Origin of the sequence: Pseudomonas sp. (genome assembly GCF_035512415.1) — a bacterium.
Classification (GTDB): Bacteria; Pseudomonadota; Gammaproteobacteria; order Pseudomonadales; family Pseudomonadaceae; genus Aquipseudomonas.
Genome location: NZ_DATKDZ010000035.1, coordinates 55,128 through 80,299, shown reverse-complemented (window position 1 = coordinate 80,299; position 25,172 = coordinate 55,128). Strand labels below are relative to the sequence as shown.

General features: G+C 63.4%; 24 protein-coding genes. 12 read left to right on the top strand and 12 right to left on the bottom strand.

Annotation, left to right across the window (positions count from 1 at the left end; genetic code table 11):
* The first annotated feature begins 76 nt into the window (after window positions 1-76).
* Window positions 77-952 (top strand): LysR substrate-binding domain-containing protein, encoded by an 876-nt coding sequence (locus tag VMP31_RS17030; protein ID WP_325508893.1) that lies wholly within the window; start codon window positions 77-79, stop codon window positions 950-952.
* Window positions 953-1,149: 197 nt separating this feature from the next.
* On the opposite strand, the gene VMP31_RS17025 is transcribed toward VMP31_RS17030, so the two are convergent.
* The 6 genes from VMP31_RS17025 to VMP31_RS17000 form a co-directional block, all read right to left on the bottom strand.
* Window positions 1,150-1,920 carry a MetQ/NlpA family ABC transporter substrate-binding protein gene (locus VMP31_RS17025; RefSeq protein WP_325508892.1) on the bottom strand — a complete coding sequence of 257 codons (771 nt, stop codon included), beginning with the start codon at window positions 1,918-1,920 and terminating at the stop codon, window positions 1,150-1,152.
* 58 nt (window positions 1,921-1,978) lie between these two features.
* Window positions 1,979-2,656 (bottom strand): methionine ABC transporter permease, encoded by a 678-nt coding sequence (locus tag VMP31_RS17020; protein WP_325508891.1) that lies wholly within the window; start codon window positions 2,654-2,656, stop codon window positions 1,979-1,981.
* Entirely contained in the window at window positions 2,656-3,663 is a 1,008-nt protein-coding gene (locus tag VMP31_RS17015; protein ID WP_325508890.1) for a methionine ABC transporter ATP-binding protein, read from the bottom strand. The genes VMP31_RS17020 and VMP31_RS17015 overlap by 1 nt, the downstream gene beginning before the upstream one ends.
* Before the next feature lie 347 nt (window positions 3,664-4,010).
* Window positions 4,011-4,799, bottom strand: coding sequence for a zinc ABC transporter permease subunit ZnuB (znuB, locus tag VMP31_RS17010; protein WP_325508889.1), 789 nt, complete (start codon window positions 4,797-4,799; stop codon window positions 4,011-4,013).
* Window positions 4,792-5,598 carry a zinc ABC transporter ATP-binding protein ZnuC gene (gene znuC / locus VMP31_RS17005; protein ID WP_325508888.1) on the bottom strand — a complete coding sequence of 269 codons (807 nt, stop codon included), beginning with the start codon at window positions 5,596-5,598 and terminating at the stop codon, window positions 4,792-4,794. The genes znuB and znuC overlap by 8 nt, the downstream gene beginning before the upstream one ends.
* Window positions 5,595-6,080 carry a Fur family transcriptional regulator gene (locus VMP31_RS17000; protein WP_325508887.1) on the bottom strand — a complete coding sequence of 162 codons (486 nt, stop codon included), beginning with the start codon at window positions 6,078-6,080 and terminating at the stop codon, window positions 5,595-5,597. The genes znuC and VMP31_RS17000 overlap by 4 nt, the downstream gene beginning before the upstream one ends.
* Window positions 6,081-6,146: 66 nt before the next feature.
* Between VMP31_RS17000 and VMP31_RS16995 the strand changes: the two genes are divergently transcribed.
* A complete protein-coding gene (locus VMP31_RS16995; RefSeq protein ID WP_325508886.1) occupies window positions 6,147-7,121 on the top strand; it encodes a zinc ABC transporter substrate-binding protein in 975 nt (324 codons plus the stop codon).
* A gap of 182 nt (window positions 7,122-7,303) precedes the next feature.
* Here the strand turns inward: VMP31_RS16995 and VMP31_RS16990 are convergent, their stop codons facing one another.
* Window positions 7,304-8,254: a homoserine kinase gene (locus tag VMP31_RS16990; RefSeq protein ID WP_325508885.1), complete on the bottom strand. Its 951-nt coding sequence runs from the start codon at window positions 8,252-8,254 to the stop codon at window positions 7,304-7,306.
* Window positions 8,255-8,269: 15 nt separating this feature from the next.
* Window positions 8,270-8,554 (bottom strand): DUF2782 domain-containing protein, encoded by a 285-nt coding sequence (locus tag VMP31_RS16985; protein WP_325508884.1) that lies wholly within the window; start codon window positions 8,552-8,554, stop codon window positions 8,270-8,272.
* Window positions 8,555-8,628: 74 nt separating this feature from the next.
* Here VMP31_RS16985 and polA point away from each other — a divergent pair, with 74 nt between their 5' ends.
* Complete coding sequence (polA, locus tag VMP31_RS16980) at window positions 8,629-11,469, top strand: DNA polymerase I (RefSeq protein WP_325508883.1); 2,841 nt, start codon at window positions 8,629-8,631, stop codon at window positions 11,467-11,469.
* Window positions 11,470-11,947: 478 nt separating this feature from the next.
* Here polA and yihA read toward each other — a convergent pair whose 3' ends face one another.
* Window positions 11,948-12,601 carry a ribosome biogenesis GTP-binding protein YihA/YsxC gene (yihA, locus tag VMP31_RS16975; RefSeq protein WP_325508882.1) on the bottom strand — a complete coding sequence of 218 codons (654 nt, stop codon included), beginning with the start codon at window positions 12,599-12,601 and terminating at the stop codon, window positions 11,948-11,950.
* A gap of 248 nt (window positions 12,602-12,849) precedes the next feature.
* On the opposite strand from yihA, the gene VMP31_RS16970 reads away from it, so the two are divergent.
* The 5 genes from VMP31_RS16970 to VMP31_RS16950 all read left to right on the top strand — a co-directional run bounded on the left by VMP31_RS16970 (window position 12,850) and on the right by VMP31_RS16950 (window position 17,362).
* Window positions 12,850-13,140 carry a c-type cytochrome gene (locus VMP31_RS16970; protein ID WP_325508881.1) on the top strand — a complete coding sequence of 97 codons (291 nt, stop codon included), beginning with the start codon at window positions 12,850-12,852 and terminating at the stop codon, window positions 13,138-13,140.
* A gap of 46 nt (window positions 13,141-13,186) precedes the next feature.
* Window positions 13,187-13,792 (top strand): c-type cytochrome, encoded by a 606-nt coding sequence (locus tag VMP31_RS16965; RefSeq protein WP_325508880.1) that lies wholly within the window; start codon window positions 13,187-13,189, stop codon window positions 13,790-13,792.
* A 153-nt stretch (window positions 13,793-13,945) separates the two neighbouring features.
* The gene (locus VMP31_RS16960) at window positions 13,946-14,575 is read left to right on the top strand and encodes a thiol:disulfide interchange protein DsbA/DsbL (protein ID WP_325508879.1); all 630 of its coding nucleotides are present in this window, start codon (window positions 13,946-13,948) and stop codon (window positions 14,573-14,575) included.
* Window positions 14,576-14,590: 15 nt separating this feature from the next.
* Window positions 14,591-15,454, top strand: coding sequence for an endonuclease/exonuclease/phosphatase family protein (locus VMP31_RS16955; protein WP_325508878.1), 864 nt, complete (start codon window positions 14,591-14,593; stop codon window positions 15,452-15,454).
* Between the two features lie 15 nt (window positions 15,455-15,469).
* Window positions 15,470-17,362: a diguanylate cyclase gene (locus VMP31_RS16950; RefSeq protein WP_325508877.1), complete on the top strand. Its 1,893-nt coding sequence runs from the start codon at window positions 15,470-15,472 to the stop codon at window positions 17,360-17,362.
* A gap of 30 nt (window positions 17,363-17,392) precedes the next feature.
* On the opposite strand, the gene VMP31_RS16945 is transcribed toward VMP31_RS16950, so the two are convergent.
* The gene (locus tag VMP31_RS16945; RefSeq protein WP_325508876.1) at window positions 17,393-18,811 is read right to left on the bottom strand and encodes a DASH family cryptochrome; all 1,419 of its coding nucleotides are present in this window, start codon (window positions 18,809-18,811) and stop codon (window positions 17,393-17,395) included.
* A 189-nt stretch (window positions 18,812-19,000) separates the two neighbouring features.
* On the opposite strand from VMP31_RS16945, the gene VMP31_RS16940 reads away from it, so the two are divergent.
* Window positions 19,001-19,594 carry a MarC family protein gene (locus VMP31_RS16940; protein WP_325508875.1) on the top strand — a complete coding sequence of 198 codons (594 nt, stop codon included), beginning with the start codon at window positions 19,001-19,003 and terminating at the stop codon, window positions 19,592-19,594.
* Window positions 19,591-20,373 (top strand): N-acetylmuramoyl-L-alanine amidase, encoded by a 783-nt coding sequence (locus tag VMP31_RS16935; RefSeq protein ID WP_325508874.1) that lies wholly within the window; start codon window positions 19,591-19,593, stop codon window positions 20,371-20,373. Before VMP31_RS16940 ends, VMP31_RS16935 begins: the two co-directional genes overlap by 4 nt.
* A gap of 4 nt (window positions 20,374-20,377) precedes the next feature.
* Here VMP31_RS16935 and VMP31_RS16930 read toward each other — a convergent pair whose 3' ends face one another.
* Both VMP31_RS16930 and algB read right to left on the bottom strand, forming a co-directional pair.
* Window positions 20,378-22,192 (bottom strand): KinB sensor domain-containing domain, encoded by a 1,815-nt coding sequence (locus VMP31_RS16930; protein ID WP_325508873.1) that lies wholly within the window; start codon window positions 22,190-22,192, stop codon window positions 20,378-20,380.
* Window positions 22,189-23,526, bottom strand: a complete 1,338-nt coding sequence (algB, locus tag VMP31_RS16925; protein ID WP_414705469.1) for a sigma-54-dependent response regulator transcription factor AlgB — start codon at window positions 23,524-23,526, stop codon at window positions 22,189-22,191. Before algB ends, VMP31_RS16930 begins: the two co-directional genes overlap by 4 nt.
* A gap of 247 nt (window positions 23,527-23,773) precedes the next feature.
* Here algB and VMP31_RS16920 point away from each other — a divergent pair, with 247 nt between their 5' ends.
* Both VMP31_RS16920 and VMP31_RS16915 read left to right on the top strand, forming a co-directional pair.
* Window positions 23,774-24,610, top strand: a complete 837-nt coding sequence (locus VMP31_RS16920) for a BON domain-containing protein (RefSeq protein WP_325508871.1) — start codon at window positions 23,774-23,776, stop codon at window positions 24,608-24,610.
* A gap of 77 nt (window positions 24,611-24,687) precedes the next feature.
* Window positions 24,688-25,122 carry a PA2169 family four-helix-bundle protein gene (locus tag VMP31_RS16915; RefSeq protein WP_325508870.1) on the top strand — a complete coding sequence of 145 codons (435 nt, stop codon included), beginning with the start codon at window positions 24,688-24,690 and terminating at the stop codon, window positions 25,120-25,122.
* Window positions 25,123-25,172: the final 50 nt, after the last annotated feature.

Below are 25,172 nucleotides of genomic sequence, written 5' to 3'. Positions count from 1 at the left end.
TCAGCAGCAGCTATACTGATTAAAAGCGAATATCCTTGCTCGTAAGCACAAATAAATTTGATCAATTGAGGCGTCGATGCTGCGCGAGCTGAAAACCTTTGTGGCGGTGGCCCGCCATGGCACCTTCGCCGCGGCCGGCCAACAGGTCGGCCTGACTCAATCGGCGGTCAGTGCGCAGATGCGCGTGCTGGAGCACGGCCTGGGCGTGCGCCTGTTCGACCGCAGCGGGCGCTCAGCGGTACTCAATGCCGCCGGCCGCCATGCCCTGCCCCTGGCGCAGCAGATGCTCGCGCTCTATGGGCAGATGGCCCTGCCCACCGCGGCAGCCGAGTGGCAGGGCGAGCTGAAGGTCGGCGCGATTGCCACTGTGCAAACCGGCCTACTGCCCGAAGCGCTGCCGCAGTTTCGCGCGGTCGCCCCGCGGGTCGAGCTCAAGCTGGTGCCCGGGGTGTCGCTGAACCTGTTGAGCCAGATCGATGCCGGCGAGCTGGACCTGGCGCTGCTGATCAAGCCGCCGTTCGAGCTGCCCAAGGAGTTGCTGCAGATCAGTCTGGCCCGTGAGCCTTTCGTGCTGATCACCCCGCTCGACGTGAGCGCAGACGACCCGCTGCAGATCCTCGCCGAGCAGCCCTTTGTGCGTTACGACCGGCGCTCGTTTGGCGGCCGGCGGGTCAGTCAGTTTCTCCGCGAGCAGCGCCTGAGCGTGCAGGAAGCGCTGGAACTGGACGAGCTGGAAGCCATCGTGCGCATGGTCGAGTGCGGTCTGGGCGTGTCGCTGATTCCGCGGGCCGGTCTGTGGCTGCAGCGGCCGACGCAGTTGCGGGTGATCGAGTTGGGCGAGCTGACCTTTCACCGTGAGCTGGTGGCGATATTGCGCCGCGCCCAGCGTCAGCCGGCCCTGGAATGTTTGCTCGATTGCCTGTTGGCAGCGGGCGTGCGAACGCACGGGTAGGTTGGCGTTGAGCGCAGCGAAGCCCAACAGAGAGGTCGTAGGATGGGTGATAACCCATCGGCCAATTGATGGGTTATCACCTAGGCGGCCCCACCCATCCTACGTCCTGAAGTGCCTGCGCGAGGCCGCCGCCCGGGCATAAACGACAAACCCCGCACGGGGCGGGGTTTGGTAGATGGTGCAGATAGTTCGGGGGCTTAGAACGCCGGCACCACGGCACCCTGATACTTCTCGGCGATAAAGGCCTTCACCTCGGCGCTGTTCAGGGCCTTGGCCAGCTTCTGCATGGCGGCGCTGTCCTTGTTGTCCGGGCGCGCGACCAGGATGTTGACGTAGGGCGAGTCGCTGCCTTCGATCACCAGGGCATCCTGGGTCGGGTTGAGCTTGGCTTCCAGGGCGTAGTTGGTGTTGATCAGCGCCAGGTCGACCTGGGTCAGCACGCGCGGCAGGGTGGCCGCTTCCAGCTCACGCACCTTGATGGCTTTGGGGTTTTCCACAATGTCCTTCGGCGTGGCGAGGATGCCCGCTTCCGGCTTGAGGGTAATCACCCCGGCCTTCTGCAGCAGCAGCAGGGCACGGCCGCCGTTGGTGGCGTCGTTGGGGATGACCACGTTGGCAGCCTGGGGCAGGTCGGCCAGGCTCTTGTGCTGGCTGGAGTAGGCGCCGAAGGGCTCGACGTGAACGCCAACCACGCTGACCAGCTCGGTGCTACGGCTCTTGTTGAACTCGTCCAGGTACGGCTGGTGCTGGAAGAAGTTGGCGTCCAGGCGCTTTTCGGCGACCTGTACGTTGGGCTGCACGTAGTCGGTGAAGACCTTGATGTTCAGCTCAACGCCCTCGGCGGCCAGGGCCGGCTTAACGAACTCGAGGATTTCCGCGTGGGGTACGGCAGTGGCCGCAACGCTCAGGCTTTCGGCCTGGGCAGAGAGTGCTGCCAGGGCAGCGACTGCAGCGATCAGTTTTTTCATCATAAAGCTCCTTGTTGAATTGGCTTGGGCGGTGGGTAGCCGCACCCTGTCAAAAAATCTATTTGCGGGAAAAGTGCACCACCAGCCGATCGCCGACGGTTTGTAGGATCTGTACCAGCACTAGCAGTAGGATCACCGTCACCGCCATCACGTCTGGCTGGTAACGCTGATAGCCGTAACGCACCGCCAGGTCGCCGAGGCCGCCGCCGCCGATCAGGCCGCTCATGGCGGTATAGGACACCAGGGTGATGGCGGTTACCGTCACGGCGGCAAAGATGCCCGGCAGGGCCTCGGGCAACAGCGCGTTGACCACGATCTGCCGGGTGCTCGCGCCCATGGCCTGGGTCGCTTCGATAATGCCGCGGTCAACTTCACGCAGCGCGGTTTCCACCAGCCGCGCAAAGAATGGCGTGGCACCTACCACCAGCGGCGGGATGGCCCCGGCGACCCCCAGCGAGGTGCCGGTGACGATAACCGTGAAGGGGATCATCACGATCAGCAGAATCACAAACGGCACCGAGCGCAGAATATTCACCAGCAGCGACAAGCCACCGTAGAGGGCCTTCTGCTCGAACATCTGCCGTGGGCTGGTGAGGAATAGCAGCACCCCCAGGGGCAGACCGAGAATTACGGTGAACAGCAGTGAGCCTCCGAGCATGCTCAGGGTGTCCAGGCTGGCATAGCCGATTTCCGCCCAATCGACGTTCGGCAGCAGACGGGTCAGTAGGGCGTCCATCAGCGCAACACCTCCAGGTGTACGTCGGCGGCGGCAAAACGCGCCTGGGCGGCGTCGAGGTCGCCGCCGGTCAGGGCCAGGGTCAGCTGGCCGTAGGGGGTGTCCTTGATGCGGTCGATACGTCCGGCGAGGATGCTGTAATCCACCCCGGTTTCCCGCGCCACGCTGCCCAGCAGCGGCGCATAAGTAGCCTCACCCTGAAAGGTCAGGCGCAGGATGCGGCCCTGCACATGGGCGAAATCGTCGTGCTGCTCGTTCTCGTCGACCTGCTCGGCTTCCTGGACGAAGCGCTTGGTGGTGGCGTGCTGCGGGTGCAGAAACACCTGGGCGACTGGCCCCAGCTCGACAATGCTGCCGGCATCCATTACCGCCACGCGGTCGCAAACCCGGCGGATCACGTCCATCTCGTGGGTAATCAGCACGATGGTCAGGCCCAGCTCGCGGTTGATCTCGGCCAGCAGTTGCAGCACAGACGCGGTGGTTTGCGGGTCGAGAGCACTGGTGGCCTCGTCGCACAGCAGGATCTTCGGCTCGGTGGCCAGGGCACGGGCAATGCCTACGCGCTGTTTCTGCCCGCCAGAGAGTTGCGCCGGGTACTTGCTGGCGTGGTCCTGCAGGCCGACCCGGGCCAGCAACTCAGTGACGCGGGCGTTGATGGCACTGCGCGACAGTTCGCCGGCCAGCTTCAGCGGCAGGGCGACGTTGTCGGCGACGGTCTTGGAGGAGAGCAGGTTGAAATGCTGAAAGATCATCCCGACCCGCTGGCGAAAGCGCCGCAGGCCCGCCGCATCAAGGGCGGTGACCTCTTCGCCGTCGATCACGATGCGTCCACCGCTTGGTTCTTCCAGGCGGTTGATCAGGCGCAGCAGGGTGCTCTTGCCAGCACCGGAGTGGCCGATGATGCCGAACACTTCGCCACGGCCGATCTGCAGATCGGTGGGCTGCAGGGCGGGAATATCCTGGCCACTGACGCGATACGCCTTGTGCACCTGATGGAAGTTGATCACGGGTTAAACCTTTTGGGTTTGCTTGAGCGGCCGGGTAAGCGCAAAGGTTGCGTAGTCTACCCGGCGCTGTTTAGGCCGCAAAAATCTTTGTAGACCTATGGTTATAGCTAAATAGTATTAAGTTTTTATCTGCCCAGAGGGCAAGCCGGCTGATGCTCTTGCTGAGGATCAGCCGCCGCCTTTGCCCTGGGCTGATGACCTGCGCTGGGTGGCGCTCTAACCGCTGGCCTGGACGAGAACCCGGGCGAGCATCTGGCCCCGAAAAACCAACGTCTGGCTCACTGTGCGTCTCGAATTGTGCAAAAAACGCGCAAGTTTACACGGCGAAATCGGGCAGAACCAATCTTTCAGGCTGTGCGTCGGGGCAGGGCAAAGCTCAGCAGAAACAGGCTGGCGGCGGACACCACGATGGATGGCCCGGCCGGGGTGTCCTGGAACCACGACAGGCTAAGCCCGCCGCATACCGCGACTATCCCCAGCAGGCTGGCACCGAAGGCCATCTGCTCCGGGGTGCGGGCGTGGCGTTGGGCGGCGGCGGCGGGAATGATCAGCAACGAGGTGATCAGCAGCACCCCGACTATCTTCATCGCCACGGCGATCACCACGGCGATCAGCAGCATCAGGCTCAGGCGAATCGCCGCCACCGGCAGGCCTTCGACCTTGGCCAGCTCCTCGTGCACGGTAATCGCCAGCAGCGGCCGCCACAGCAGCGCCAGCAGCACCAGCACCAAGGCGCTGCCGCCGATGATCCAGGCAAGATCAGTGGGGCCGACGGCCAGCAGGTCGCCGAACAGGTAGCCCATCAGGTCGATGCGCACATCGCGCATAAAGCTCAGCACCACCAGGCCCAGGGACAGGGTGCTGTGGGCGAGAATGCCGAGCAGGGTGTCCGAGGCCAGCGGCTGGCGGCTTTGCATGGTCACCAGCAGCACCGCCAGCAGCACGCAGCCCACTGTCACCGCCAGGGTCGGGCTGACGTCGAGCATCAGGCCGAGGGCCACGCCGAGCAGCGCGGCGTGGGACAGGGTGTCGCCGAAATAGGCCATGCGCCGCCACACCACAAAGGAACCCAGGGGGCCGGCGACCAAGGCCAGAGCCAGGCCGGCAAGCAGGGCGTTAAGCAGGAAATCAGCCATGCTTGCAGTCGTCTCCGTGGACATGAGGTTTTACCGGGCCCTTGATGCTCAGGCCGGCAGTGGCTTCGCTGACCACCGCGCCATGCAGGTCGTGCTCGTGGTCGTGATGATGGGTGTAGATCGCCAGGCTCTTGGCATCCTGGCCGAACAGCTCGACGAAGGCCGGGTCGAAGCTGACCTGCTCGGGGTGGCCGGAGCAGCAGACGTGACGGTTGAGGCAGACCACCTGGTCGGTGGTGCTCATCACCAGATGCAGGTCGTGGGAGACCATCAGCACGCCGCAGCCATGGCGGTCGCGCAGTTGGGTGATCAGCCGGTACAGCTCGGCCTGGCCGCTGACGTCGACGCCTTGCACCGGCTCGTCGAGCACCAGCAGCTCCGGTTCGCGCAGCAGCGCCCGGGCCAGCAGCACGCGCTGCAGTTCGCCGCCGGAAATGCTCTGCAGCGGGCTGTCGATCACTTGCTCGGCACCCACTTCGGCCAGCGCCGCCAGGGCCTGCTCACGCTTCACGGTGGGCACCAGGCGGAGAAAACGTAGCACCGAGAGCGGCAGGGTAGCGTCCACATGCAGCTTCTGCGGCATATAGCCGATGCGCAGCTTGGGCTTGCGCCAGACGCTGCCGCTGTCTGGCTTGAGCAGGCCGAGCACAGTACGCACCAGGGTGGTCTTGCCGGCCCCGTTAGGGCCGATCAGGGTGACGATCTCTCCCGGTTTGACGCTTAGCTGCACATCCTGCAGCACCTTTTGGCCGGCAAAGGTCACGCTAATTCCGGCGAGACGGATCAGTGCACCGCTCATAGCGTTTCCCGGCAACCGGCGCACAGGCCCACTACTTCCACCGTCTGGCTTTCCACGGCGAAACCGACACCGGCCGCGCTGCTGATAATGGCCTCGCTGATCGCTGGCTGTTCCAGTTCGATGGCCGCGTGGCAGCCCCGGCAGATCAGAAACTGGCCCTGGTGGGCGTGCTCCGGATGGCTGCAACCGACAAAGGCGTTGAGCGATGCGATGCGATGCACCAGGCCATTTTCCAGGAGGAAATCCAGGGCGCGGTAGACGGTCGGCGGCGCTGCGCGGCGGCCGTCTTCATCGCTCAATACGCCGAGAATGTCATAGGCCCCCAGCGGCTTGTGGCTGGCCCAGACCAGCTCCAGCACCCGTTTGCGCAGGGCGGTCAGGCGCAAACCCTGGCGCGTGCAGATGCTTTCCGCCTCGGCCAGGGCATGGCTGACGCAGTGGGAATGGTCGTGTGGGCGTGAAGCCAGGGGTGCTTGGGTCATGGGCAACGACGAATAAGGCAAGAGACGTTATTATATTACCCGTTCCTTCCTGTTTGAGTGCTCCCCGTGTCGCGTCTTTTTTCCCTTGGCAGTCTGCTGCTGCTTACTCTGCTCTCCAGCTCCGCCGCCCTGGCCGAGGTGCGCCTGCTGACCAGTATCAAGCCACTGCAACTGATTGCCGCCGCCGTGCAGGGCGATCTCGGCAGCCCCGAAGTACTGCTGCCGCCCGGTGCCTCGCCGCACCATTACGCCTTGCGCCCGTCCGATGTGCGCCGCGTGCGTGAGGCCGACCTGCTGTACTGGATCGGCCCCGATCTGGAGAGTTTCCTGCCGCGGGTGCTGGCCGGGCGCGCCAAGCCAGCCGTGGCCACCCAGGACCTGGCGGGCCTGCACCTGCGGCATTTCGGCGACAGCCACGAAGCGCATGAGCAGGCTGGGGAAGCCCATGACGAGCACGACCATCATGACGAGCACCCCTCTGCAGAGGTCGCCGATCAGCACGATCACGACCATCGTCCCGGTACTCTCGATGCGCATCTATGGCTGCTGCCGGCCAATGCCCAGGTAATAGCCGCGAAGATGGCCGCCGACCTGGCGAGCCTCGACCCGGCCAACGCCGCGCGCTATCAGGCCAATGTCCAGGCCTTCGGCGAGCGCCTGAACGCCCTCGACCAGCGCTTGAAAACCCGTCTGAGCGGCCTGGCCGGCAAGCCCTATTTTGTCTTCCACGAAGCCTATGACTACTTCGAGGCCGCCTATGGCCTCAAGCATGCCGGGGTGTTCAGCGTTCTCGGGGAAGTGCAGCCCGGTGCGCGGCATGTCGCCGCCATGCGTACGCGCCTGCAGCAAACCGGCCCGACCTGTGTGTTCAGCGAACCACCGCTGCGTCCGCGTCTGGCCGAAACCCTGGGCGCCGGCCTGCCAGTGACCCTGGCCGAGCTGGACGCCATGGGCGGCGCACTGCCCGTGGATGCCAACGGCTATGAGGCCCTGCTGGAAAACCTGGCGGGCGAATTGGCGGGTTGTCTGGAGGCGCTGTAGCCAGCGCTCGGGGCTTAGAATCTGCCTACGATCTCGCGAGCTAGAGCCATGCAAGGCGCTACGTAGTAACAGCCTCCGGCTGGTCAAAACGGCGAGGAAGCGGAGTGTACGAGCTGTACATGAGCATTCCGAGCCTGTTTTTAACGCAGCAGGGCCGACGCGCAGCAGATCGTAGACAGGTTCTAGAAGGCGAACGGTAGCGCCAGCTCTACCTGCTGGCGCTGGGCCAGACGGCGCTGGAACTCCGCCGGGTCATGGATCAGCACTTCCTGGCCAGCGAACGACTCGGCTGCAATCAGGCGAGATAGCCAGAAGCGCACGCAGGCGATGCGCAGCATGGCGGGCCACAGCTCGGCTTCTGCCGCAGTAAATGGCCGCAAGCCGGCATAGGCACCCAGCAGCGCTTGCGCGCGTTTGCTGTCGAGGCTGCCGTCTTCAAAAGAGCACCAATCGTTCAAAGTAATCGCCAGGTCGTAGAGCATCGGCCCCGCACAGGCGTTATAGAAGTCGATCACCCCGCTCAGGTGGTTGCCGTCGAACAGCACGTTGTCGCGGAACAGGTCGGCATGCAGATTGGCCTGCGGCAACGCGAGTATGCGCGGCTTGAGTGCGTGAATCTCCGCCAGCGCATCGCGCAGCAGCGGCAACTGTTCATCGGGCAGCTGCAAGGCCAGGCTGGGCCCTTCGGCTAGCATCCAGTCCAGACCACGGTCGCTCTTACGCGGCAGCGGCTGATTACGGGTGGCCAGGTGAATACGTGCCAGCAGCCTGCCCACCTCCTGACAATGATGCGGGTTGGCCTCGCGCACATGCTGGCCGGGCAGGCGCGGCTGCAGCAGCGCCGGCTTTTCCGCCAGGCTGCGCAGCGCCTCGCCCTGGTTGGTGCGTAGGGCATAGGGCACAGGCAGGCCGGCATCGTGCAGCACGTCGAGCAGGTCGATAAAGAATGGCAAATCAGCGCTTGGGCCGCGCTCGATCAGGGTCAGAACGAATTCGCCCTGCTCCAGGCTAACGAAGAAATTGCTGTTCTCGCTGCCCGCAGCAATACCCTGGAAATCGCGCAGGCGACCCAGGGCATAGGGGGCGAGAAATTCCTCGAGCTCATGGCGCTCAAGCGGGGTAAACACCGACATTGCAGAACTGCCTTCTTACCAGCTGAAAATTTCCCAGGCCGGAATCAACATATCCGGGCTGTCCGAACGGACGAAGTTGCCATCGCTGCCATCGGCGCGTACCAGGAAGTACGGTTTGCCGCCTTTGGGGATGACCTTGACCGCGTAGAGAAAACCGTTGACCCGGTATTCATGGATGGTCTTGTCGCCGTCCTGGCGGATGGTTACGTCTGGATCTGCGGAGACCGGGTCTTCGGCGTGAGCGGCCAGGGTGGTGAATGCCAGCAGGCTGGCCAGCAACAGGCGATTGAGTGCGCGCATGATAACCTTGTCCTTTTGATTTCAATGGTGCGGCCATTCTACCGCCGCCCCCGCCGAAAAGGTTGATCCTGCTCATGAGCCAAGCTCCTCTCGTTCTGGTTGACGGTTCTTCTTACCTGTACCGCGCCTTCCACGCCCTGCCGCCGCTGACCACCTCCAAGGGCTTGCCCACCGGCGCGGTCAAGGGCGTGCTGAATATGCTCAAGAGCCTGCGCAAGCAGTACCCGGACAGCCCCTTCGCGGTGGTGTTCGACGCCAAGGGCGGCACCTTCCGCGACGCGCTGTTTGCCGAGTACAAGGCCAATCGCCCATCCATGCCGGACGAGTTGCGGGTGCAGGTCGAGCCGCTGCACGCCAGCGTCAAGGCCATGGGCTATCCGCTGCTGTGCGTCGAAGGCGTCGAGGCTGATGACGTAATCGGCACCCTGGCTCGCCAGTGCGCGGCCGAGGGCCGCGATGTGGTGATCTCCACCGGCGACAAGGACATGGCCCAGCTGGTTTGCCCGCACGTTACGCTGGTCAACACCATGACCGGTAGCGTCTATGACATCGATGGCGTGAAAGCGAAATTCGGTGTCGGTCCCGAGCTGATCATCGACTACCTGGCGCTGATGGGCGACAAGGTCGACAACATTCCTGGCGTGCCGGGCGTGGGTGAAAAAACCGCGCTGGGCCTGCTGGTCGGTGTTGGCGGCGGCCTCGATGTGCTTTACGCCAACCTCGATAAAGTACCGGAACTGCCGATTCGCGGCGCCAAGACCCTGCCGGCCAAGCTCGAAGAGCACCGCGACATGGCCTACCTGTCCTACGAGCTGGCCACCATCAAGCTCGACGTGCCGCTGAATATCCAGATCGACGCGCTGCACCCAGGGCAGATGGATGTGCCGGCGCTGGTGGAGTTGTATGCCGAATTGGAGTTCAAGAGCTGGCGCGAAGACCTGCTGCGCAGCAACCCGGCCGCCGCGGTTAAGCCGCAGGCTGCGCCGGCTGCCGACGATCTGTTCGCCCTGACGTCCAGCGCTAGCGCCGCGCCCGAGGTCACTGCAGCCGTGCCGGTTGCCGACGAAGCCGCCGCTGTTGCACCCGCTGCGCCGCCCTTGGGCGATTACCAGTGCATCCTCGAGCAGGCTCAGTTCGACGTCTGGCTGGAGAAGCTGCGCAACGCCGAGCTGATCGCCTTCGACACCGAAACCACCGGCCTGGATGCGCAAAAGGCCCAGTTGGTCGGCCTGTCCTTTGCGGTCAAGGCCGGCGAAGCAGCCTATATCCCGGTCGCGCACTCCTATATGGGCGTACCGACTCAGCTGGACCGTGACGCGGTGCTGCAGGCGCTCAAGCCGATTCTCGAAGACCCGAACAAGGCCAAGGTCGGTCAGCACGCCAAGTACGACATCAATATCCTCGCCAATGCCAGCACGCCCATTGCAGTGCAGGGCGTAGCCTTCGACACAATGCTCGAGTCCTACGTGCTGGACTCCACCGCCACCCGTCACGATATGGACAGCCTGGCGCTCAAGTACCTGGATCACAGCAATATCCGTTTCGAGGACATCGCCGGCAAAGGCACCAAGCAGCTGACCTTCGACCAGATCGACCTGGCCCAGGCCGCGCCCTATGCCGCCGAGGATGCCGACGTGACCCTGCGTCTGCACCAGCATCTGTGGGCCAAGCTCTCGGCCGAGCCGAGCCTGGCCAAGGTGTTGCAGGAGATCGAGATGCCGCTGGTGCCGGTGCTGGCGCGCATCGAGCGCCAGGGCGCGCTGGTGGATGCCAAGCTGCTCGGGCTGCAAAGCAACGAGCTGGGCGAGAAGCTGGTGGCCCTGGAGCGCCAGGCCTTCGAGATTGCCGGCGAGGAGTTCAACCTGGCCTCGCCCAAGCAGCTAGGGGTGATTCTTTACGAGAAACTCGGCCTGCCGGTGATCAGCAAGACCGCCAAGGGCCAGGCCTCGACCGCCGAAGCGGTGCTGGCCGAACTGGCCGAACAGGACTTCGAGCTGCCCAAGGTGCTGATGCAGTACCGCACCCTGAGCAAGCTGAAAAGCACCTACACCGACCGTTTGCCGGAGCAGATCAACCCGCGCACCGGGCGCATCCACACCAGCTATCACCAGGCGGTGGCGGCCACCGGGCGCTTGTCGTCCACCGACCCGAACCTGCAGAACATCCCGATCCGTACCGCCGAGGGCCGTCGCATTCGCCAGGCCTTTGTTGCGCCCAAGGGCTACAAGCTGCTGGCGGCGGACTATTCGCAGATCGAGCTGCGCATCATGGCCCACCTGGCCAAGGACGAGAGCCTGCTGGATGCCTTCCGCCACGGTCGCGATGTGCACAAGGCCACGGCTGCCGAGGTGTTCGGCGTGCCGCTGGATCAAGTCACCGGCGATCAGCGTCGCAGCGCCAAGGCGATCAACTTCGGTCTGATCTACGGCATGAGCGCCTTCGGCCTGGCCAAGCAGATCGGCTGCGACCGCAAGCAGGCGCAGGCCTATATCGATGTGTATTTCGCCCGTTATCCCGGCGTGCTGGCCTATATGGAGCGCACCCGTGAGCAGGCTTCCGAGCAGGGCTATGTGGAAACCCTGTTCGGCCGTCGCTTGTACCTGCCAGATATCCATGCCAAGAACCAGGGGCTGCGCAAGGCGGCCGAGCGCACGGCGATCAACGCGCCGATGCAAGGCACGGCGGCGGACATTATCAAACGTGCCATGGTCACGGTGGACAACTGGCTGAGCGAGTCGTCCCTGGACGCCAAGGTGATTCTGCAGGTCCACGACGAACTGGTGGTGGAAGTGCGCGAGGATCTGGTCGAGCAGGTCAGCGAACGGATCAAGGCACTGATGAGCGCGGCCGCCGAACTGGATGTGCCGCTGCTGGTGGAAGTGGGTGTGGGCAACAACTGGGATGAGGCCCACTGATCGGCTCAGTGGCCGAGGCTTGGGAGGCGTAGCCCAGGCCCTGTAGGGCTTAAAACCAAAGAGCATTAAGCCTTTGGTTTTTATAATTAATGGATTAAAGGAAAAGGCTGAACTTTGCTTTAAGCCAGGCAGTCAGAGACTACGAATGGCCCATAAAGCCTTCAATGCTCCTTGTTGTGTTAAGTGTTGGCAGACATCTGAACCCCCGCCCTAGCGGTTCAGACACTTAAACCCCGAACTTCCCTCCCCCATAAGAAGTTCGGGGTTTTTTTTGTTGGCTATGTCTGAGTTGGTTGTTGTCGACATGCTCAGCCCTTGTAGGAGCGGGCTTGCCCGCGAATCGAGGTCAATAGAAGAACATCGCGGCCAAGGACTCGGCGTCCCCGCCGCTCCTACAGGGTTCGCAGAACCCGCCAGCACCACTGGCAACGCTTAATGGGGACATAGCCTTTTTGTTCGCCGTCCCTGGCGAGCTTAATCAGGCTTCGGCTTCTTCATCGTCCGGCAGGGCGAACTCGCCCAGTTGCAGCCATTCGGCCAACACCGCATGGGCGTCTTCGATGCCTATGCGCTTGGGGGCGGAAAACAGCTGGATGCTGACCCGCTCGCCCCAGCCCTTGCGAATATCCTGCTGCACCTTGAGCAGGGCGGTCTTGGCGGCACCGAAGGCCAGCTTGTCGGCCTTGGTCAGAAGGATATGCATGGGCATCTCGCTGGCCGTCGCCCAGTCCAGCATAAGGATGTCGAATTCGGTCAGGGGATGGCGGATATCCATCATCAGCATCAGCCCGCGCAGGCTCTCGCGGCTGCCCAGATAGGCTTCCAGGTGTTTCTGCCAGTGCAGTTTCAGCGGGATTGGCACCTTGGCGTAGCCATAGCCCGGCAGGTCCACTAGGCGGCGCTCGTCGTCCAGGCGGAAGAAGTTGAGCAACTGGGTGCGCCCCGGGGTCTTCGAGGTACGCGCCAGGCTGGCGTGGGTCAGGGTATTCAGGGCGCTGGACTTACCGGCGTTGGAGCGTCCGGCGAAGGCCACTTCATGGCCGAAATCCTCCGGGCACTGGTCGACCTTGGCGGCGCTGATCTGGAAGCTGGCCTGTTGGCACAGGCCGATAATGGGGTTCTTGGCTTGCATCTGGGTATCCGTGAGGGCGTGCGTATAGGGGCGTTGCAGGCGCGCTGCCGTTGCGACATAAGCGCGCAGGCTGCCTTGCAACATGCAGCGCGGCAAGCTGCGTCGTTTCAGTTTCAATGACGCCAGTATATAATGGCGCAGATTTTGTGTGCGCTTTCTCCCATCCGCTGGACAAGTGTTCACGGGAACGCTTTAGATCATCTGCGCAAAGAACGCGGTACGTTCCCCTCCCTGATGAGGTTGATCTGATGAAAAAATTGCTGATTGTGGCCGGTGTGCTGATGCTCTCGTTCAATGCCCAGGCCGCACAAGACCCGGAAGCCGTATACGCTCGCTCCTGCGGTGTGTGCCACAACGGGGCGATTCCGACCGCGCCGCTGAAAGGCGATAAGGCTGCCTGGGAGCCGCGTTTGGCCAAAGGTATGGATACATTGGTGCTGAGCGTGACCAATGGCCTGAATGCCATGCCGCCACGCGGTCTGTGCACGGACTGCTCGGCCGAGGATTACCAAGCCGTCATCAAGTTGATGACCGAGTAAGCCCGGCTTATAAACTCTTTCTCTTAGCCGTAAATTGGATTAGCTGATGAACAAAGTAATCGTGAGTCTGCTGTTGACCCTGGGCCTCTCCGGCCTGGCCCACGCCGCAGGCGACGCCGAAGCCGGCCAGGCCAAGGTTGTCGTATGTGGTGCCTGCCATAGTGCTGATGGCAACAGTGCTGCCCCGAACTTCCCCAAGCTGGCTGGGCAAGGCGAACGTTACTTGCTCAAGCAGTTGAAGGACATCAAGTCCGGTGCCCGCCCGGTCGTCGAGATGACCGGCTTGCTGGATAACCTCAGCGATCAGGACATGGCTGACATTTCCGCTTACTACGCCAGTCAGCAGATGAGCGTCGGTGCAGCCGATCCGAAGTTGATCGAGCGTGGTGAAGCCCTGTTCCGCGGTGGCAAGCTGGCCGAAGGCATGCCGGCCTGCATCGGCTGCCATTCGCCGAATGGTGCTGGCCTGGCGGCCGCCGGTTACCCGAAACTGGGTGGCCAGCACGCTACCTACCTGGCCAAGCAACTGACCGACTTCCGCGAAGGCAACCGCACCAACGATGGCGACAGCATGATCATGCGTGCCATCGCGGCCAAGCTGAGCAACAAGGATATCGAAGCGGTTTCCAGCTTCGTGCAGGGTCTGCACTGATCGCGCCAGCAGGCAAAATCCTGTAGTAGAAAATGGGTGGCTTAGGCCACCCATTTTCGTTGCAGGCATCGCTACAATAGATGGAACCCGCCTGTACCCCGCTGGTCGAACCATGGTTCGTCACTGCGCACCGTTTAAACCAAGGAGTAACGCATGCGTAACCTGATTCTCAGTGCCACCCTGATCGCGGCCAGCCTGTTCGGCGCGACGGCTGCTCATGCCGAATTTGAAGCCGGCAAGCAGTATGTCGAGCTGAACAAGCCGGTACAGATCGCCAAGCCGGGCAAAATCGAAGTGGTCGAGCTGTTCTGGTACGGCTGTGGCCATTGCTACCAGTTCGAGTCGACTCTCAATCCCTGGGTCGAGCAGCTTCCTGAAGACGTCAATTTTGTGCGCATCCCGGCCATGTTCGGCGGCATGTGGAACGTTCACGGCCAGCTGTTTATCACCCTCGAAGCGATGAAGGCTGAGCCCAAGGTGCACGCCGCTGTATTCGATGGCATCCACAAGCAGGGCAAGAAGCTGGCAACTCCGGAAGAGATGGCTGACTTTCTCGCCGGCGAGGGCATCGACAAGGACGCCTTCCTCAAGACCTACAATTCCTTCGGGGTGAAAAGCCAGCTGGAAAAGGCCAAGAAACTGGCCATGGCCTACCAGATCAGCGGCGTGCCGGTGATGGTGGTCAACGGCAAATACCGCTTCGACATCGGCAGCTCCGGTGGCCCGCAGCAGGTACTGCAGGTGGCGGATCACCTGATCGGTAAAGAGCGAGGGGCTCAGTAAGCGGCCGCCGCGCCGATGTTGCGCCGCCGGCCCGCCCAGCGCACCGTTGGTCTGTGCGACCCACAGATCAACGCGGCTTGTGCGCCAACCGGCGACTGGCCCAGTGATGGTTGCCTGCGCTTGCTCAGTTTCAATATCCAGGTCGGCATCAGCACTCAGCGCTATCACCACTACCTGACCCGCAGCTGGCAGCATCTGCTGCCCCATGCGGGGCGCGCCAGCAACCTGCAGCGCATTGGCAGCATGCTCGGCGATTTCGACCTGGTCGCCCTGCAGGAGGTCGATGGCGGCAGCCTGCGTTCCGGCTATGTCAACCAGGTCGAGCACCTGGCCCATCTCGGGGCCTTCCCCTACTGGTATCAGCAGCTCAATCGCAACCTCGGGCGTTTTGCCCAGCACAGCAACGGCGTACTCAGCCGCCTGCGGCCGACCTTGCTGGAAGATCACCCGCTGCCCGGGCCGGCCGGCCGGGGCGCGATCCTGGTGCGCCTGGGTGAAGGGGCCGATGCCATCGTGGTGGTAATGATGCACCTGGCTCTGGGGGCGCGCACCCGCACTCGCCAGTTAGCCTATATCCGCGAACTGATCGGCGACTATCGGCACCAGGTGCTGATGGGCGATATGAATACCCACGCCAACGACCTGTTGGAGCATTCACCGCTGCGCGACCTCGGCCTGCTGGCACCGCAGATCGAAGCTACTTTTCCCAGCTGGCAACCGCAACGCTGTCTCGATCACATCCTGCTTAGCTCGGGCTTGCAACTGGAGCGCTGTGAAGTACTGTCACACGCGATCTCCGATCATCTGCCCGTGGCCATGCAGATTCGCCTGCCCAGTTCACTCTGCAGCCCGCAAACGCCTATGCTGATAGAGCCCTAATAGCGAATCGCAACCATGACCGACGATGCCCAGCGCTGGAAAAGCAAATATCTGCAGGGACTGGAGCAACAGGAACAACTGGAGCGTCGCTGGGAAGCCCGGCTCGACCTGCTCAGGCGTGGTCTGGTACGCAGCTCCCTGGCCGCCGAAGGCAGTGACAAGGCCGTCGACCAATGCATGCAGGAACTGCGCGACATCCTCCGTCGCGACGATATCGACAGCGGCCTGTCGGCGCTGATTCCGCGCCTGGAAAAAGCCGTGCTGGACTCTGAAAAGCGCCGCCAGGACCGCGTCGCGCAGAATATCTCCGGGGTCACCAGCCTGACCGATCAGCTGCTTGCTCTGGAGCCACCGCGCGAGGTGCGCAAAGCGCTCAAGCAGTTTGCCAAGGGCATCGAGGAGCGGGCCAGCCAACCGCGTGAGTTGCCCGCGCTGCTCAGTGAGTTAGGTAGCCTGCAACAGCAAGTTCTGGCGGCGCTTGAGGCTGAGCCCAGTGCGGAGCGCCCAGGTTTTCTGCAGCGCCTGTTTGGCGGCAAGGAAGCTGCACCTGGCAGTCCTGCTAGCAGTGAGCTGGCCCCGGCCGAACTGGCGCAGCCAGTCGCGCCCGCTCCGGTTGTTATCGCTCAACCTGAAACCGCCCCACAGGCTGCGCAAGTCTCGATAAACCCTAGCAGTGAGGTGCCTGCGCCTGTAGCTGCGGCCATTGCCACTGCGACTGCCGAGCCAGAGCCAGAGCCAGAGCCAGAGCCGCAGCTTGCGGTGGCAGTAGTGCCCCGCACTGCACTGGTACCTGAAGCGCCTGCGCCAACCCAGGGTGCGGGCGATCCAGCCTACGCCCTGCCGGAGATTCCCGAGCCTGGTTACAGTGCGGTTGCCCCGCATATCGGCGACAGCCTGATGGGCCTGCTCGATGAGCTGGAGCTGCCGGAGCGCCATCAGCCCCAGGGCGAGTCTTTGCGCCAGCGGGTGCAGGGCGGCCTGAACTGGTACGAACTGGTGGCGGTGCTGGACGATCTGGCGGTGCTGGTGCTGGCCGTCACCGACAGCGGTCAGCGCGAATTTGCCAGTTACCTGAAGCAGCTTAACGAGCGTCTGGCCTCCTTTCTTACCACCCTCAGCGAGGCCCATGAGGGCTACAGCGAGTCGGTGGAAAGCGCGCGTACCTTTAATCAGGAACTGCGCGAGCAGGTCAGCGGCTTGCAGGCCAGTGTGCAGGGTGCGGTGGATCTGCCGTCCCTCAAGCAATCGCTGGAAGCGCGCCTGGATGGTTTGCTAAGCACGGTCACCGAACACCAGAAGCACCGCGACGGCCATGAAGAACAAGTGGCGCAGCGCCTGCAAAGCCTGACCCAGAAGGTCGCGGACATGGAACAGGAGGCGCAGAGCTTCCGCGACCATTTGGAGGAACAGCGGCAGAAAGCCCTGATCGACCCCCTTACCGGCCTGGCCAACCGCGCCGGCTGGAGCGAACGTCTGGAACTGGAGATGGCGCGCTGGAAGCGCTATGGCGGCGAACTGCTGCTGGCGGTGCTGGATATCGATCACTTCAAGCGCATCAACGACAGCTATGGCCACCTGGCTGGCGACAAAGTGTTGAAAATCATTGCCGGCGAACTGTCCAAGCGCATGCGCAAGACCGACTTTATCGCCCGTTTCGGCGGCGAGGAATTCGTCCTGCTGATTCCCAGTACCCCGCTGGACGGCGGCCGGCAGCTGCTGCAGACCCTGCTCGAGGGGGTCGAACAGTGTCCCTTCCACTTTCGCGGCGAACGGGTGGTGATCACCCTGTCGGCCGGGCTCAGTGCCTTCAACCACGACGCGGACAGCAGCGACAAGGTGTTCGAGCGCGCTGACCAGGCCCTCTACCGCGCCAAGAGCGGTGGACGCAACAGAGTCGAACTGGGCTAAGGGCGCGCTCGCCCGGTCACCGGAACAGCGTCAGGCGACATGGTGCAGGTAGGGCTTCCAGCTCTCCGGAATACTTGGTAGCTGGGGGTAGCCCAGGCTGCGCAGCTGTCCGTCGGCAAGCAGGAACGGCGTATGTCGCAGGGCCTGCGGCACATCGCGTAACTCCGGTAGCCAGAGGCTGACGTAATGCGCCTCGGGGTCGTATTGACGGGCCTGGCGCAGGGCATTGAACACCCGTTGTTGCCGCGGGTCATTGCCAACCCCGGCCAGGTAGGCCCAATTACCCCAGTTACTGGCCGGGTCGTAGTCGATCAGGTGTTCTTCGAACCAGGCCGCGCCGTAGCGCCAATCCTGCTGCAAGTCATGGATCAGGTAGCTGGCGACCACCTGACGGCCGCGATTGGAGATAAAGCCGGTGGCCGCCAGCTCGCGCATATTGGCGTCCACCAGAGGCATGCCGGTACAACCCTGGCACCAGGCCTGAAAGCGCCGGTCGAGCGGCCTCGGTGCTGCCTCGCCGCCCTTCAACCCCGCGGCCTGGAACAGGGCCGCGCCATGGCGCGCCAGGGTCCAGCGGAAGAAGTCGCGCCAGAGCATTTCCACCCATAACCACTGGGTCGACTCATTGCGGGTGAACTGCGCCTCGTGGCGGCGCAATTCCGCCACCACCCGGCGGGCGGAGAGGCTGCCATTGGCCAGCCAGGGCGAGAACTTCGAGGAATACTCGCTGCCGATCAGACCGTTACGGGTGTCCTTGTACTGGCGCACGCCCTGGCTTTTCCACAGGTAGTCGCGCAGCCGTGCCAGGGCAGCGGGCTCGCCGCCGGCGAAGGGGAAGGCACTGGCGGGCACGCTGAGCGGCTCCCCCAGGCCCAGTCGCGACAGGTTGGGGATGGGCTGCAGCAGGGCCCGTGCACCATCCGGCAGGGGCGGCAGATGATCCGGGGCATGGCGCGGTTGAAACACCTGCAGGCGTTCTTCCGTCAGCTCGCGGAAGCGGCTGAACACCGTCGGCAACTGCTCCAGGCTGCAGGGTAATTCTTCCCGGCGCAGCAGGTTATTAGCCGGGGCCTGCAGCAGTGGCACCTCGCCAAGCAGGTCAGCCACGCGGGCAACCTGGGCCTGCTCATCCGGGGCGATTTCCTCCAGGGTCAATACCTGCTGCAGTGCCAGGTGGCTCACCAGCTGCGGGATAAGCTGCTCGGGCTCACCTTCGAGCACCAGCAGCTGCGAGCCGCGCTGGCGCAATTCGCCATCCAGGGCCACCAGGCTTTCCAGGAGGAAGCGTGCGCGGTGCACGCCCATGCGGCGCATGCCGAAGGCGTTGGCCTGCAATTGCCGCGGCTCCAGCACATAGACGGGCAGCAAGCATTCTGCGCTCAGTCCGGCCTGCAGCGCCGGATGATCATCGAGGCGAAGATCCTTCTTGAACCACAACAGCGCACGCATGGGGTGGGTCTCCAAATCCATACAATAGCTATACAGAATGCTGGTCCATGTAGAGTTTTAGTCTAGCAGGGCACGTGCACTTCTGCCTGGTCAATAGACCGGTGTTAGCAATCTGCCGCACCAAAGGCGTTTTACCCACTGACAGGGGTGTAGGCACTAGACTGCGACAACCTGTTGAGGAGTTCCACCATGGATATTTTCGGCATCGCCGTACTGCTTTTTCTGGTCACCGACCCCTTCGGCAATATCGCTATCTTTATCGCCGCGCTGAAGAACGTACCGGCCAAGCGCCGCCTGTGGATTGCCGCGCGCGAATTGCTGTTCGCCTTGGCCCTGCTTCTACTGTTTCTTACCTTTGGTGACAAAGTGCTGAGCGCCCTTGGCCTGTCGAGGGAGGCAACCGCGATCGCCGGCGGTATCATCCTGTTCGTGATCGCCATGCGCCTGATCTTTCCCGGCCCGCAAGGCGTGCTCGGTGATGTGCCGGATGGCGAGCCCATGCTGGTGCCGCTGGCCACCCCGGCGGTGGCGGGGCCTTCGGCCCTGGCGGTACTGATGACCCTGCGCAACACCCATGAAGGGCCGCTCTGGGAACTCTACGCAGCGCTGCTGCTGGCCTGGGCGGCGACCGCATTTATCTTGCTGCAGGCTTCGTGGCTGCAGCGTTTTCTTGGACCCCGCGGGCTGACCGCAGTGGAGCGACTGATGGGCATGCTGTTGATCATGCTCAGCGTCGACATGCTGCTGGACAACCTGCAAAGCGTGTTGCATATCAGCCCATGAGATTTGTCTGCCTCGCCCTATGTCTCGCCCTGCTCGCCGGCTGCGCCAGTGGCCCGCGCATCGACACCCGCTACAACGCCGTTGGCCAGAACAGCCGGGTGCAGTACATCGTTCTGCACTACACCTCCACCGACCTGGCGCGCTCGCTGCAACTGCTGACCGAGGGCGAGGTGAGTAGCCACTACCTGATCGGCGACAGCCCCGCGACCATCTACCGCCTGGTCGACGAGGACCGCCGCGCCTGGCATGCCGGGGTCAGCCAGTGGCAGGGGCGCACCTGGCTCAACGGCACCACGATCGGTATCGAGCTGGTCAACCAGGGCTTTTACCAGGGCCCGAACGGGCGCTACTGGCAGCCCTATGCCCCGGCGCAGATCGATGCGCTGATCCCGCTGCTCAAGGACATCGTGCAACGCCACCAACTGCCCCTCGGCAGCATTATCGGCCATAGCGATATCGCCCCGCAGCGCAAGGTCGACCCCGGCCCGCTGTTCCCCTGGCAGCAGTTGGCCGATGCGGGGCTGGTGCCCTGGCCGGACGCCACCGCGGTGGCCCGCCAGCAGGCGCTGTTCAGCGTCAGCCTGCCCAGCGTGGCCTGGTTCCAGGCGCAACTGGTGCGTCAGGGCTATGAGGTGGCGGAGCATGGTGAGCTGGATACGGCCACGCGCAATGTACTGGCTGCCTTCCAGATGAAATACCGCCAGGCCAATTACGACGGCGAGCCAGATGCCGAAACCGCCGCCCTGCTGCTGGTGCTTAACCAGCAGCTGCAGCCTTGAGGCCTTACGCCTGTAACGATGGGCTTGCCGCAGCCGAGTCAGGTGAGACCGGCAACAGCAGGTAGAACTGCGCGCCTTGGCCGACCTGCGAGCGCACGCCGATATAGCCGCCGTGCAGCTGGACGATTTCCTTGCACAGGGCCAGACCCAGGCCGGCCCCACCGCGGCGCTGGCCGAACTGGACGAAGGGCTCGAAGATCCGTGCCTGCTGGTTGTGGGCAATGCCCTCGCCGCTGTCTTCCACGCTGATCAGCACTCGCCCGCCCTGGGGGCTGGCGTGCAGGCGGATTTCGCCGCCTGGCTGGCTGTGGCGCAGGGCATTGCCGATCAGGTTGTCGAGCACCCGCTCGATCTGCAGCGGGTCGATCTCAAGTGGCGGCAACTCGGCCTGCAGCTGGGTACTGATGGCCACTCCCAGTTCCTCGGCCTGGACGCTAAAGCGTTGTTGCGCCTGCAGCAGCAGGGGTTCGAGAACCTGGCTCGACAGCTTCAGGCTCTGCAGGCCGTTCTGGTAGCGCGAGAAATCCAGCAGGTCGTTGATCAGCCGCAGCAGCCGGTGCATTTCCTCGTCGAGGGTGCTCAGCAGATCCGCCTCGCGCGAGGCCGGCGGGAAGTCCAGGCGCTCCTGCAACAGCGACAAGGCCATCAGCATGCCGGTAACCGGGGTGCGCAGTTCGTGGGAGGCGCGCAGCACGAACTCGCTGCGCACCTGCTCGAACATGCGCTGCTCGGTGACATCGCGCAGCACCATCACCGCGCACATAAAGCCGCCCTCGCCGTGACTGACCGCCGACAGGCTGTAGGCCAGCAGGCGTTTCTCGCCGGCGACCTCGATCTGCAGGTCGTCCAGTTCCCCATCCAGGCTTTCGCCCTGCAAGACCTGCTGCAGCTGCGTGCTCAGTTCGGGACGCTGCAACGCTTCGCCGAGTTCGCGGCCCAGGTACTTGGCGTCCCAGCAAAGCTGCCGTCGCGCCACCGGGTTGAAGTGTTCGATGCGGCCCTGGCAGTCGAAGATCAGCAGGCCATCGTCGATGCTGTCGAGCACTGCCTGCAGGCGGTGCTGTTCGGCCTGCAGGGCCTCGACGTCGCTGTTCTTGAACTCGCGCAGGGCCTCGGCCATCAGGCCGAAGCGCTGGCTCAGGGCGGACATCTCCGCCACCGGGGTGACGGGCAAGGTGACCCGAAAGTCGCCCTGACCAATCTGGTCGGCGGCGCGCGCGAGGATTTCGATCGGCTGGCCGAAGCGCTGGGCGATGCCGTGGGCGCTGGCGAAACCGATCAGCAGCATGGCCAGGCCAATCAGCCCGAGTAGCCCGGAGATCAGCCAGGCGCGCTGGCGCGAACTGGCCTCAGCCTGTTCCACGGCGGCGACATAGCGCAGCTGCACGGCATTGATACGTTCACTGAGCACGTCCATGGCCTGGCCGAACTGGTCATTGCTGAGCAGCTCGCGGCGTACGGTCAGCGGCTTGGCCAGCAGCTCGTCGAACGGGGCGTAGGCGCGCTTGATCTGGGCAATGGCCTGGCGGTCGCTGGCATCCATCGCGCTCTCTTCGGCGCGCTGCAGCCATTGCCGGAAGCGCTGGTTGGAGGCTTTGAGCGCGGGCCGGTCGAGGTCTTCGGCCAGCAGCAGGAGCACCTGCTTGCCCTGTTCCTGACGCAGGCCCAGGCTGGCATCGATGATCTGCAGGTTGCGCTGCATCGCCTGGCTTTGCACCTGGGTCAGCTGCAGCACGCTGAAGATCCCCAGCAACAGGCCAATCAGCGCCACCGTCAGCAGCGCGCCGCTGCTTAGCAGCAGGCGGTTGCGTAGCGTCACAGGCTCAGCTGCTTGCGCTTGCGGTACAGGGTCGAGGCGTCGATGCCGAGGGTTCTGGCGGCCTGATCGAGGCTCTCGCAACTGGCCAGGATGGCGCTGATATGGGCTTTCTCCAATGCCTCCAGGCTCAGCGGATCGCCGACCTGGGGCTGGCTGGTGCAGTGATGAACGCTCAGCCCCAGGTGGCTGATCTGCACCAATGCCTCGGTGCAGATAATGCTGGCGCGTTCGACCACATTTCGCAGTTCGCGGATATTGCCCGGCCAGGGGTACTCCAGCAGCGCCGCCCGCGCGTCGTCGCTGAAGTTGCGGGCGGGGCGGGCATACTCCACCACGAAGCGGGCCAGAAAGCGCTCGGCCAGGTCGAGGATATCCTCGCGACGCTCGCGCAGCGGCGGCAGGGTCAGGGTGATCACGTTCAGGCGGTACAGCAGGTCTTCGCGAAAGCGCCCCTCGCGTACCATCTCATCCAGATTGAGGTTGGTGGCCGCGAGGATCCGCACGTCGGCCTGGCGGGTCACCGGGTCGCCGACGCGCTCGTAGGCCTTGTCCTGGATAAAGCGCAGTAGCTTGGGCTGCAGGATCAAGGGGAAGTCGCCGATCTCGTCGAGAAACAGGCTGCCACCATCGGCCTGGCTGACCCGTCCCAGGGTGCTCTCGCTGGCCCCGGTAAAGGCCCCGCGGCTATGGCCGAACAGTTCGCTCTCGAGCAGTTCGGCGCTCAGCGATGGGCAATTGATGGTCACGCAGGACTTTTTCGCGCGCTTGCTCCAGCGGTGGATGGCCTGGGCCAGTTCGCCCTTGCCGGTGCCGGATTCGCCGAGAATCAGGATATTGGCATCGGTGTCGGCTACCTGCCGGGCAGTCTCCAGCACCGCCATCAGCGCCGGGCTTTGCGAGTCGAGGTCGGTGCCGGGCTTGCGCACATAGCCTTCCAGGCTTTCCAGGCGCTCGACCATCTGCCGCGCTTCCAGCTGCTTGGCGGCGGCCAGACGCAGCTGCTCGGGGCTGCAGGGCTTGACCAGATAGTCCGCGGCACCGGTCTGGATGGCATCCACCGCGCTGTCCACCGCCGAATGGGCGGTGACGATCACCACCCGCATCCAGGGGGCCTGCTGACGCATCTGTGCCAGCACTTCGAGGCCATCATCCGCGCCCAGGCGCAGGTCGAGAAAACACAGGTCAAAGACCTGGCGCAGCAACAAGGCATGGGCTTGGGCCGCGGTGGTGGCAGTGCTGACCCGATAGCCCTGGTCTTCCAGGCAATAACGGAAAGTTCGCAGAATGGCCGACTCGTCATCGACCAGCAGAATGCGCCCGTTGTTCTGTTCCATCGCCGTTGCGTGCATGTCCTTCTCCATATACCGAGTGCAAGGGGTTAGTCCGCGGGATGTCGTGCAAGTTGCACGGCGCTGCACGGACGATCATGCAAGCTGCATGCAGGCGCTCATCTGTTTGATTGAATAAGTATTTGATAACAAAAGGTTTATTTATTAATTGAGGCTGGCACGGGGCTTGCGAAGTATGGGTAACAGCTGCGACAAGCGGCTGATTGATCGTGACTAAATTGGAGCAACTGCCATGCATAAACTGAAAACTCTGGCCCTGGCCACAGCAACCGCAGGCCTGATTGGCCTAGTGCCATTTAGTGCCTTCGCTGCCGAGGGCGATACCAGCCGTCAGCTTACCGAGGCCCGCCAGGAAGGCTCGATCTGGACCACCTTCGCCCTTAACCGCCACCTCAATCCCTTCACCATCGACGTGGATGTGGAAAACGGCAGCGCCAAGCTCACCGGTAGCGTCGAAACCGACGTCGAGCGCGACCTGGCCGAGCAGCTGGCCCTGGGCATCGAAGGCGTGACCAAGGTTGATAACCAGCTCAAGGTCGACCCCAACGTCGAAAGACAGACCAACAGTAAGCCGACCATGGCGCAGCGTTTCGATGACGCCACCACGGTCGCCACGGTGAAATCCAAGCTGCTGTGGAACAGCAACACCGAGGGCCTGGATATCAAGGTGAAGGCCGACAACGGCAACCTCACCCTCAGCGGTGATGCCCAGAGCCAGGCGGCCAAGGACCTCGCCGGCAGCCTGGCGAGCAACACCGATGGCGTGCGCAAGGTCGATAACCAGATCAGCGTCAGCGGTGACGCCACTGCCGCGGCCAAGACCCAGAACGCCGCTGATGATGCCGGCCAGGCCATCAGCGATACCTGGATCACCAGCAAGGTGAAATCCAGCTTTATCTACAACCGCAATCTGGACGGCCTGGACATCTCGGTCACCACCAAGGCCGGCCAGGTCAGCCTCGGCGGCAGCGTATCGAGCAGCGAACAGAAGCAACTGGCCGTCGAAACCGCACGCAATATCCGCGGCGTTCGCGGGGTCAAGGCCGACGCCCTGAGCGTCGCTGGCTAACCCATTCGGACAGCGGCCCTGTGGCCGCTCAACCCGCCCAATAGCGTGCAACCCATGCACGCCCAAGGAGTTACAAGATGAGCGACAAGACTGCGCAACTGAATGAACTGATCGAAATCACCCGTGACGGCCAGCAGTTTTATCAACATGCCCACGATGAAGTGAAGGACGTGCGTCTGCAGGTGTTGTTCCGCGACATGTCGCAGAGCAAAACCGAGTTGATTCGCGCGCTTTCGGTAAAGGTCGCGGCCAATCAGGAAACCCCGGCTACCGGTGGCACCTTTACCGGCAAACTGCGCCAGGTTTATGCCGATACCAAGGCGAGCCTGACCAGTGACAAGGAAGCCACCTACGTAGCCCAGCTGGAAGAAGCCGAAGATCGCATCCTGCATGCCTTCGAGGATGCGCTGGAAAGCGCCGAGCCGGACGTGCACGCACTGCTGACGGTAGAAATGCCCAAGGTCCGTGCCAACCATGACCGCATGCGTGCCCTCAAGCACTCCCTGCAGTAACCTCTAACGGGGCGGCCCGCCCGCCCCGTTCGTCAACAGGCCATCGCGGC